The sequence below is a fragment of the Geobacillus sp. WSUCF-018B genome, assembly GCF_002809985.1.
GTDB lineage: Bacteria > Bacillota > Bacilli > Bacillales > Anoxybacillaceae > Geobacillus > Geobacillus thermophilus.
Map to the genome: position 1 here is coordinate 47,566 of NZ_PIJF01000015.1, position 10,296 is coordinate 57,861.

General features: G+C 52.3%; 9 protein-coding genes and 1 pseudogene. 2 read left to right on the plus strand and 8 right to left on the minus strand.

What is annotated here, in order from left to right:
• Positions 1-13: 13 nt before the first annotated feature.
• The gene (locus CV944_RS06645; protein WP_100663989.1) at positions 14-907 is read left to right on the plus strand and encodes an accessory Sec system S-layer assembly protein; all 894 of its coding nucleotides are present in this window, start codon (positions 14-16) and stop codon (positions 905-907) included.
• A 172-nt stretch (positions 908-1,079) separates the two neighbouring features.
• Here CV944_RS06645 and CV944_RS06650 read toward each other — a convergent pair whose 3' ends face one another.
• The 5 genes from CV944_RS06650 to CV944_RS06670 all read right to left on the minus strand — a co-directional run bounded on the left by CV944_RS06650 (position 1,080) and on the right by CV944_RS06670 (position 7,339).
• Entirely contained in the window at positions 1,080-2,492 is a 1,413-nt protein-coding gene (locus CV944_RS06650; protein ID WP_100663990.1) for a S41 family peptidase, read from the minus strand.
• Positions 2,493-2,523: 31 nt separating this feature from the next.
• Positions 2,524-3,264 carry a hypothetical protein gene (locus CV944_RS06655; RefSeq protein WP_100663991.1) on the minus strand — a complete coding sequence of 247 codons (741 nt, stop codon included), beginning with the start codon at positions 3,262-3,264 and terminating at the stop codon, positions 2,524-2,526.
• Between the two features lie 163 nt (positions 3,265-3,427).
• The gene (locus tag CV944_RS06660) at positions 3,428-3,829 is read right to left on the minus strand and encodes a hypothetical protein (RefSeq protein ID WP_100663992.1); all 402 of its coding nucleotides are present in this window, start codon (positions 3,827-3,829) and stop codon (positions 3,428-3,430) included.
• 156 nt (positions 3,830-3,985) lie between these two features.
• Positions 3,986-5,944 carry a phosphodiester glycosidase family protein gene (locus CV944_RS06665; protein WP_100663993.1) on the minus strand — a complete coding sequence of 653 codons (1,959 nt, stop codon included), beginning with the start codon at positions 5,942-5,944 and terminating at the stop codon, positions 3,986-3,988.
• A 162-nt stretch (positions 5,945-6,106) separates the two neighbouring features.
• Positions 6,107-7,339, minus strand: a complete 1,233-nt coding sequence (locus tag CV944_RS06670; protein WP_100659368.1) for a CAP domain-containing protein — start codon at positions 7,337-7,339, stop codon at positions 6,107-6,109.
• 220 nt (positions 7,340-7,559) lie between these two features.
• Between CV944_RS06670 and CV944_RS06675 the strand changes: the two genes are divergently transcribed.
• Positions 7,560-8,303 (plus strand): hypothetical protein, encoded by a 744-nt coding sequence (locus tag CV944_RS06675; protein WP_021321951.1) that lies wholly within the window; start codon positions 7,560-7,562, stop codon positions 8,301-8,303.
• Between the two features lie 51 nt (positions 8,304-8,354).
• Here the strand turns inward: CV944_RS06675 and CV944_RS06680 are convergent.
• The 3 genes and pseudogenes from CV944_RS06680 to CV944_RS06690 form a co-directional block, all read right to left on the minus strand.
• Positions 8,355-8,579, minus strand: a pseudogene (locus CV944_RS06680) (phosphodiester glycosidase family protein); the annotation flags it as partial.
• Between the two features lie 100 nt (positions 8,580-8,679).
• The gene (locus tag CV944_RS06685; protein ID WP_100660173.1) at positions 8,680-9,144 is read right to left on the minus strand and encodes a hypothetical protein; all 465 of its coding nucleotides are present in this window, start codon (positions 9,142-9,144) and stop codon (positions 8,680-8,682) included.
• Positions 9,145-9,225: 81 nt separating this feature from the next.
• Complete coding sequence (locus CV944_RS06690; RefSeq protein WP_233204975.1) at positions 9,226-9,711, minus strand: hypothetical protein; 486 nt, start codon at positions 9,709-9,711, stop codon at positions 9,226-9,228.
• Between the last annotated feature and the right edge of the window lie 585 nt (positions 9,712-10,296).

The window sequence follows — 10,296 nt, forward strand, 5'->3', positions numbered from 1 at the left end:
AAGGAGGTTCCCTATGATTTTCCGACGAAAACAACGCACACAACCGGAGGCCGAGCTGCCGGCGCAACATGTCAAACAGCCGGAGGTCGGAACGAAAACGACGCTGTCGTTTCATCCGGACTGGCAGCTGTCTCCGGAAGAAACGTACGTCTATCGCTTTTACCACGAACAGCTGCCGCCGCTTCAGCCAAACCAAATTTCCATTTCCGGCGTCAAGCTGGTCGAATACAACGATGGATTTGTCGCTGTCGCCATTTTGCGCAACACGCTGCCGAAGCCGGTTCGCTTTGAACGAATCCGCCTGTTGCTGCTTGACGAGGATGGCACGGCGATCGCCCGCAAAGAGTTTGATATGAGCGCTTTCGGCGAACTGCCGCCGATGACGGCCCGCCCGTGGCGTTTTTTGTTCGCCGCCGAGGACAAGCTCGTCGATCAGTTGCCTCAAGATGGATGGAAGATCGCCTTTGAACTGACACCGCGGCATCGGCTCGACCTAGAGGAAAGCTGGGAGCAGACGCTGTCGGCCAAGCAGCGCCAACATCTGCAAGCCCTCGTTGACTCGGTTCCGCCTCCCGCTCCCGGGGAGGTGAACTTCATGGGCATTGAAGCGAAACAGCTGCCTTCCGGTGAACTAGGCGTCACGTTGCTCATTCGCAACGGCAGCGACAAACATATCCATTTTGAACAAATCCCGCTTGAAGTGCGGGATTATGCTGGCGATATCGTCGCCCGCGGATTATTTCCGTGCCATCTGGAAGTGAAAGCCCACACCAGCAAACCATGGACGTTCCTCTTCCCACCGGAATTGCTGCGCAAAGCAGAACCGGATTGGACGTCCTGGAAGGTGACGATCCCATCCTCCCCGGCACAGAGCGAAAAGCAAGAAACGCAATCAAGCGAGGAGTAACCGGCAAAAAGCTGGCCCCCATGGTCGCCAAACGACCGATGGAGGCCAGCTTTCTTTGCATCGTTCCGTTCAAAACGACCGCGCTCCCGTTGTCCGTTGAACCTTAGACGCAACAGCCGAACATTGCATCATCAAGAACGACAGCTATCCAACCCATCTCGACGGGAGGGCCTTATTTCGTAGAAGCAGCGGTTTGAATCTCCATGTAAGCACCTTTTTTCATCGCCACGCCGTCTTTGCTTTTCAACACCGGCGGAATGACCAATAAATAGCTCTGCCCTTTGGCCAGCTTCGCTGCCGGTTTGATCAAAAGCTCCGTCCCCCGGCGGATTTGCGCCGTCACCGCTACTTCCTGTCCGCCTAATTGATACAATTTTACTCCGCTTACCGCGGTATTAGCGAGCGGACGAGAGAAGCGGACGACAAACGTCTTATCGACCGGCGCATTGCGCAGCTTGCCGAGCGACTGATACCCTTTCAGCTGGCCAATCAGCAAATCGCGGTGAGCGGCATACAGCTCTTTCCCAACAACCGTCGGCACATCCGGCTTCACCCCAACGTGATGAATCGGCGTCCCTTTTGGCGAGAAAAAGTGGGCGACGGTCAACTTCAACATGCTGCCGTCCGACAGCTCAAACATTTCCTGCATCGATCCTTTGCCAAACGTCCGTTGCCCATACAAAACGGCCGCCTTTTGCTCCTTCACCGCCGCCGCCAACATTTCCGACGCACTCGCGCTCGACGCGTTGACAAGCAGCCGGATCGGTCCCGTCATTTGCACCGGCTGTTTGACAGCGGCATACACTTCTGGGTGATTCGAACGGTCGCGCAACTGAAACGCCTGTTTCACATTCGGGAAAAAGCCGGCGATTTGCTGCGCTGTTTCCACATATCCCCCCGGATTGTCTCGGAGGTCAAAAATCCACCCTTTCACCCCGCTTAACGAGCGAATGGCGCGTTCGATCTCACCAGGCGCTGTCTCATCAAAACTATATAGCTGAATATAGCCGATATTCCCTGCCAGCCGTTTGAACTCCACGTTCGGCCAGTCGATTTTTTCCCGCTTGATGGTGACGCTGACGGTTTCCCCGGTCGACGGCCGCCAAACGGTTACGGCCACCGTCGTTCCTTCTTCCCCTGCGATCAAGCTCAATACTTTTTCCATTGTCTTATTCGTTACCGGCTGCCCGTCAACAGCCTGAATCACATCGCCCGGCTGCAGTCCGGCGCGGGCGGCTGGCCCATTGTCCAAGACAGACATGATGTGGACGCCGTCCTCATCTTCCTCAATCATCACGCCGATGCCGACAGACTCCATATCAATCCACTTCAAAAATTCCTCGTATTCTTCCTTTGTCATATAGGCAGAATACGGGTCAAGCTGTTTGACAATATCTTGCGGGGTGCTCGCCTTCAGCACTTGATCGCTCACTGGTTCCACATAATACTGGCGGACAATTTCCCGCACTTCTTCGAGCACCTTCGTTGACGCCGGAGCCGTCGCCGCCTCCGCCGGCGGACTCCAAACCGAAAATGAGGCCGCAAGCAATAGAAGAGCCGCCGCCCATCGCTGAATCACCTTCATATCCGTCTCTCCTCTCCCGACATGCGCCAGTTTATTCGATATCGACATCTAAGACAACCGGCGCTTTAAAATCATCGATATACACCGCCAGCTGCTTGCGCGTCGCCGCATCCACCACGTTTGGCAGCCACCGGTCGCAAAGCGACAGCAACCGCTCCGCCCGCGCGATATCCCCTTCATCATACGCATCAAGCAACTTGTCCATGGCTTTCATAATATTGATGGGATCATAGGCACGCAGCTTGACAGCCAAAGCCGGGCGTTGAAACCATCCTTCCATCTTTTCGCGCAGCGACGCTCCCGGAACGCGGCCGATGAGAATCGCTGTTTTGCGAATTTGATATTCCAGCGGACCGTAGGAATCGTACACAACATCCACATCCCCCGTCCGCAGCGCCCGGTCGACGTTGGCCGTCAAGGCGCGCAATCGCTCCCCGCTTTCGACCGCGCTGATATAGGCGGAAGCCTTTTTCATCGTCTGTTCTCCGGCCGCGATCCGTTTTTCCAACTGCGCCCTTGCCGTTTGTGGACGCACGCGCGCCACTTCTTTTTTTGCCGCCTCATAATCGCGTTTGATTTGGTTGAAGAGACGGTACGGCTTGGACCATTGATTGGCTTTCATCGCCCGCTCAAGCTGGGCGGCATGCTGTTCAAGCCGCTCCACATTCGGGAACGGGGCCGCTTCCGCCTGAACAGCCAACAGCGAAAACGACAACCAAAACACCGCCAGCCATCCGATGATGGAAAATGCTTTTCTCCGTTTTCTCCTCACGCTTTCACCTGCTATCTATGAAAATAGTAAACATGTATTTCAATTTTACTGGAAAAGACACAAAATGAAAATATGTTCTGAAAAAAATCGAACGTAAGCCCTTCAAAGCATAAAATAAGGCCGACTCTTCAGCCACCTTTTTGACTGTCAGAGCCAGCCTTGATCAACTAAAGTCCGGCCAGTTCGTTTGCTGCTGATCCCCGTCGATTTTGCTCAGCGTCCGGTAGCGAAACGGAATGATGGCCTGTTCTGGCTTTCCAAGAAACTCTTTCGCCCATTCGAACGGAATCAAATCGAACTGTTCCTTGTTTTCGGCAATGAAATAGACGCCGACGACTCTTCCTTGTTGATTGAGGTCAATTGTCAAAAAAGCCGGGTAATACGTGCCGTCTTGCGCCCACAGCACTGCTTTGGCTGTCACCCGGCCGCCTCCTTCCTCTTCCACATCCGGATTGGCGATTCTCTCCAACACCTTGATCGCCCATCCTTGTTTTTTATATCCTCCGACCAGCTTCGGCGGGTTTTTCCGCAACTGCTCCAACAACGTTTGTTCGTCCATCGTCAAGCTTTTGCCTCCCTTGCGGTTTGCCTATCCACATATATACAATACTTTTCAGAGAAATGCAAGTGCCCAGAAGAACAGCATGCAAGGACTTTCTCGATTAGTGAGCAACATCCCTTGTTCATTCCCTCTTCTAGGCAAGCAGGGGAGGCGCGCCCATCAGCGGAAGATGGCGCGAAGGCCGTCGATATAAATCGCTCCGGCGTTTTTCCGTCCCGCTTCCGTTTCCATATAACGCACCGGCATCTCCAGCATGAGCGGAAGCGCGACATCGCTGGGCACAGCGGCTTCGACATATTTCCAACCGATCCAATCGACATGGCGGGCAAAATCGATCCAAATGCGGCGCCCGCTTCCATCCCGCAGCTGGGCGCGCAGCCAATGGCCGCTTCCGTCTCCATACACCCACATGCCAATCGCTTGCGGCCGTTTCGAAATCCAAATCGCTTTCTCCCGACTAGCATAGACGCCGGATGTCCCTGGCATCCCGCGGAAATCGTATGAAATTTTCAGCGCCTGCTTTCCTTCTCTCACCTTTTCTGTCGTCCGCTCGACCGCAGCCCCCACATAGTTGACGCCCGATGCATTCCACTTCAACTCGTTCTCAAAATCATCAAGCACTTCTTCGCTTTCCCCGTTCTCTTGCGTCTCTTTGTACACAACAAGAAGCGCATTCGCCACCGGACGCGCAAATCCATCAGACGGCTTGTTTTCGACTTTGAGCTGCCCGTTTGGCTGGCGGACGACAAAGGTCGAAGAACCGCCGCCATCGAGCGTCATCGCATCGACGGCGCCAAGCTCATGCATCAGTTTGGCCAGCTCATTCAACGTCATGCCTTGGCTATGAGCAGGCTGGCGGCCATCGACAACGACGAGCATGACGTTGCCGTTGCGGTCAATGCCGACGGCTGTGCGAGGATGCACCCCAGCAATCGCAAACGATTGCGCCTGTCCATCCGCCACCAACCGGTATCGGCCGCCGAGCGCTTCTCTCACCCCACTCCATTCGGGCTGGTCATACTGAAGGGAAATTTCCACCGCATCCCCTTCTTTCGCCTGCCGCAAATAGTCGCTCGCCCGGCCGTGGCCCGATAGCACGAGCTCTCCAGGTTGAAGCGGTTCATTGCCTTGACCGACTACCACTTTCTTCACCGTTCCGGTGACCGTTCCATTCCCGTTCAACACCCCTTGTACATTCGTCAGCACGACTTCCGTCCCAAGAGCGTTCGTTTTCGTGGAGGCAGCGAAATACGGGGTGTACAAAATCAACTGATGAGCACGCCGCGGCTTGTTGATGCCATCGACGGGATATGAGCCTCCTTCTCCAATTCGAACGCCAATTTGAACATCTGGGTTTCCAATCATCGGCTTTCCATCAGCGCTGATGCCAAAAATCGTCCGTTCCGCCGCCGGCGTTGTATTCGTCATCACGATCTCTCCCCGGTGCACCATCAAATCGGTCGGCGAACCATCCTCTTTGAAATAATCGCCGTTCACCGCCGCCAGTACGATTCCGTCGCGGCCATCGTACCGTTTTGCCTGCTCAAGCACCGGTTCAATGCCAAGCACTTGATCATTGGACAGCGCCGTCTCAATGACCAGCCTCTCATTCGACGTATCGATGTCAAGCTTGTACACGTGCTGCTTGCCGCGCGTTCCGACGACTTCCATTTCCTCTTTTTCCACCCCAGAGGCGATGCGCGTCGACACCTCCTTTACCACCGTGCCGACCGCCAACTGCCTCGCTCCATACCGCCCCGGATTGACAAGCTTCAGCTTCTCCCTCGACGGCGTTTTATACACAACATGTCCTTTGATATTGGTGACGTAATATCCACCGCCAACCCCGTATTGGCCGCCAAACGCCTCGTCATACGAATACACCCGGTACTGTTCTCCAGGCTGCAACACGCGGACAAACGTCAGCGCCCCGTTTTCCCGTTTCCATAGGTTAATCGGTTTCACGATCTCCAATTTTCCAATTTGCCCCTGCACAAGGCGCATGCCTTCCCAGTAGACGACATTCGCTCCGGCATCCGCTTCTGGCGCTTGCAGCGCCGTCCATGCGGCCAACACCGCCCCGACCCCAATGCGTATGATGTTCTTCGCTTTTCCCACTGGTCCCCTTTTCCTCTCTTTCTATCATTTTGTTGCAATCGATTCTATTATACGACAAACTTCTACAAAAAGGGGGATCATTTTCCATTTATTTAGTCCAAAAAAAAAAGAACGTCCCAGCACTGCTGGGACGCCCTGTAGAAGCGAAAACATCATCCGCGGTCACGGAGTATAAAACTCTTGAGAGTAGTAGGGTTGATGAAATGAATTGAACGCCACCCCAACGCCGAGGCGGGTAAAGTCCGGATATAAAAGGTTTTGCCGATGACCGAGCGAGTGCATCCACGCTTCATGGACAAAAATCGCATCGTATTGTCCGTAGGCGATGTTCTCTCCCGCCACGCGATACGCGATGCCACGGCGCTTCAGGCGGTCAAACGGCGATAGGCCTTGCAAGTTCGTATGAGAGAAGTAGTGATGGACCGCCATATCTTCGCTATGTTCACGGGCGGCCGCCGCCGCCTTCGCATCCCACGCGAGTGCCGGAAGCCCGTGCAAGCGGCGCGCCGCGTTTGCTAAATCAAAAATTTGATATTCATAGGCCGTGCGCAGCTCCTCCGTCGGCGTTCCGTAAAACCCGGGCTTTTCATCCTCGAGCGCCCGATTGACGACAAGCACGCCATCCACCCGGTTGTTGTTGTACCGGTCATAAAAGAAGGTGACGTAGCGGCCGTTGACAAGATAGATCCCGTATTCGTCATTTTGAATGTTGTAGACGGCATCCTTTTTTTGGATGAAGGCGAGCGGCCGGCCGTAGCGCGCTTCCACCGCCGTTTTCGCCGTTCCGATGCCCGTTCCTTTTTTCGTTTGGACAATCGGCTGATTCGTGTACATCGCCGCCACCCGATCACGGTCATAGCTCACCATCAAAAAGTTTTTGTAACCGCCCTGATCATACGCCTCCCAATATAGGCCGTAGGCGTTTTTTGTCTTCCGCTTCGCCTTGCCGTACATCGCTTCGACCTTGGCGCGTGAGTCGCCGATCGCCACCCCGTTCATCGTGACATCCGCCATGTTTGCCTTCGCCTGCTGCACGCATAAAGCAGCGGCCAACTTCTCTTTTGACGGCGTTTCATAGCGGACGCGGGCATCGTTCTTAATCGCATATCCTCGGCCGACCTCGAAATACCCGCCGCCTAGCGCGTACACGCGATACACCGCGCCGCTTGGCAGCGTCTTCACTGCTTTGTTCGACAACCATAGCTCTGTCGGCGCTGTGACCGTCAACCGGCCGATTTGTCCGGGCTTCAGTTCAGCGCCGTCCCACCACACTTTTTCCGTTCCGACAAGCTCCCCGCAATCCTCCGCCTTGACCATTGATGAACTCGGCATCCAAAGCCATCCGGCCGCAGCCAACAGCATTCCGATTGCCACCGCCTGCACCCATTTCCTCACTTCCGCCCGCTCCTTCCTTTCTCTTTTTCTTTCATCATAGAGGTCTTTCCGTCAAAAGAAAAGAGAAAAAAGAATGATTTCAACGAAAAAGAGGCCGCTTTGGCTGTGCAAATGTCGAAATTTCGTCAAACAAGCTTCGCACCCACTTGGCTAAGGGGCGAAATATAGGTTAAAATGGATCATATTATTCTTCCATTTTCGTGAGAGAGGAGCATACTTTATGAAGATCATGAAAAAATTTCTAGCAGTCTCAGCGCTAAGCGCCGGAATCCTTCTGTCGCCATTTCACGCCCACGATGCGCAAGCAAAAGTTTGGTGGAATGGCATGGAATTGGTGCAGGGACAGATCGGCAAATTAACTGTTTTGAAAGATACCGAGCTTTATAAGTTACAAGGAGAGAAGAAAGTTTACATAAAAACGTTAAAAGCCGGCGGAGTCTATCGCATTTACACGTTTAAACCTGGCATGTTAGGTTTAGGCGGCGGATATTATGTCGATCGCGATGCCCGGGTAAAATACGAAACTCCTTCCAAAGCAAAACTCAATCAAGTTAAAATGGAACAGCTGTTCCGTGGAGTAAAACTCGGCATGTCCACTTCTCAAGTCAAGAAGTTGGAAACCGCAAAATTTATCCTACAAGAAAATATAGACGGCGGCCAAGCCTGGGTCTATTCGACTTCTCTTTTCGGATATCATACGCTGCTCGTCTATGGATTTGAGAACGGAAAGCTTGCCTTCTACGGCTACTCGTTCGATGCCGGCCAGGAGTATACAAACGATCAGCTCACAGCGATTTATAACAATTTGAAACAACAGCTCATCACGCTATTTGGAAACCAGTATGAACAGTCCGATTCTGGCCAAGGCTACCCGCCTGCACTCGCATTTCACAAAGACGGCCTTGTGATTGCCCTTTCCTATGATGCGGACGGGTTGGCGGTTACGGTCACGAGTGAACAATAACGTGCAAAAAGCGAGGCTGCCCCATTCATTCGGACAGCCTTGCTTTCTTGCTTACTCCCCATTCACCAACTTCAACTTCTCCTTTGACGGCGTTTCATAGCGGATGTGCGTGTCAATGTCTGTTACGTAATACCCGCCGCCGACCGCGTACTGCCCGCCGAAGCGCGCATCATACCCGTAGACGCGGTACACTTCCCCAGGCTGTAAGATGCGGACGAACACAAGGCGCCCATCCTTCGTCCGTTTCCATAGATTGATCGGCTTTTGCACCGTTTGATGATTGTACCGTGATTTTCTTCGCGAGGAAGTGAGACGAAATGACGATTTTCGACCTTTGAACCATTTCATATATATCTCAAACATTCCTGCTTCACCGTTAAATCCCTAGTTGAAGTTCGTGTACCGTATATTTGCTTTTTGTCACAACTCCCCGGTGCCGCAATGTTTCATGCACCTTCTCATTATACAAGCGAACGTTTTCATTCATGACCTTCCACTCAACCGACCGTTGATGGCAAAACCCATCGATATCATTGTCGAGATGTTTCACATAGCGATAGGGGCCAATGATCCCGATGCTGAGCCATGCTCCATTACGAACCAACACGATATCCCCTTGTTCCATTGTATTGACAAACGCCCAGATCGCGCCAAGAGCGTTGCCAAGCTTCGCCCCCGAATAATGGTACACGTTGCGCAATCGCTCTCTCAGTTCATCTTTGCTTATGCCGTCTAAATTGCCGATCAGCGGCCAGCCAATCCCTATGACTTGATCGCGAATGAATTCGTCGTACCGCTGAAACCCATGCGGTTTCGTTTTCATTTGAAATACATGCGCCATTTCCAATCCCCCGTTTCCCTTTCAACCTCCGCCTTAGCCACACCGTCCCATCCATCAAAAAGCGACAGGCGCGTAACCACTTCAACTTCTTGCATGCTTCTTAAGAACGGCGGTAATCGCCTCAATCGTTTCTTTGGCGCCATCCGTCAACGCTTCAAACTTAAAAGCAATCGACTGAGCGTTTGGATTGATGGACGGGCCTACGTTTCGATCTCTGCGAAACGCTGTGATCGCCTCCAAGTCTCGTTTGAGGCCATCCGGAAGCAGCGCTCGCTCGAACCTCCAGCTGACAATGTAAGGCTCTTTCATTGCGTAATCGTTGCTTCCTTCATATTGTATAGCCCCGATGCGCTTCTTCCCTTTCTCGGAAGCGGCATCATTCATAAACAACTGCACGGTTTGCTTTCCACGTCCATCACATACATGCAAGCCTGCTTCCATCGATTTGCTTGCAATGAAGTGAAACAGAGGTGCAGTGGCAAAGCGGTACTCGAGCACCTTCATCTTTTCGTCTCCTTTCTTTTCACGCAATTTTTTGCTACGATTAACTTCAGGCATTGTCAGCATCCTCTCCATCCTCCACTGTTTGGTTATGCGTTCACAACTTCCACAGTAGAGGAAAGGTTAGGAACTGGCAAGCCTTTTTTTATGCCATGAAGCTCTGCACTTTTTTGTTGCAGAACTCTGTACTTTCATTTTGCACTAAACAGATCGCATTGTTTCTAAAGATAGACGCTGCCAACTACCGTATATTTATTTAAACGATGAGGAATCGAAAGAATTTGAGAAACTGCTTGAGGGTATTCATAAATCAAAGGATATATATGAACTCAGGCGTGTTGATTATCCAATAAAATCCAAAGGGTATAGAAAAAAGAGCACCTTTCCTGTAGAATGTGAGTAACGACACAAACAAACCCAAGAGGTGCTCTCTATGAACAAGCATACCACACTCCCGAATTTGATGCAAAAACTTGTTTCGGATGGAGTCAGTCAAGACTTTGTGGAGAACATTTTTTCGGTTCACTACGGGCGTTGTCAATCACTAGTTAGCGAACCATTTTCAGGAATTCATATCGTAAGCGCTTTCGGACTCTCATCCCTCATCTTGAGGCGATGATACGATATTCCATTTTTTTACACCCAACCACC

Coding starts and splice junctions, on each gene's coding strand:
- CV944_RS06685 (WP_100660173.1), bottom strand. CDS start 9,144: ATGGCGCATGTATTTCAAATGAAAACGAAACCGCATGGGTTTCAGCGG.
- CV944_RS06650 (WP_100663990.1), bottom strand. CDS start 2,492: ATGAAGGTGATTCAGCGATGGGCGGCGGCTCTTCTATTGCTTGCGGCC.
- CV944_RS06690 (WP_233204975.1), bottom strand. CDS start 9,711: ATGCTGACAATGCCTGAAGTTAATCGTAGCAAAAAATTGCGTGAAAAG.
- CV944_RS06645 (WP_100663989.1), top strand. CDS start 14: ATGATTTTCCGACGAAAACAACGCACACAACCGGAGGCCGAGCTGCCG.
- CV944_RS06675 (WP_021321951.1), top strand. CDS start 7,560: ATGAAGATCATGAAAAAATTTCTAGCAGTCTCAGCGCTAAGCGCCGGA.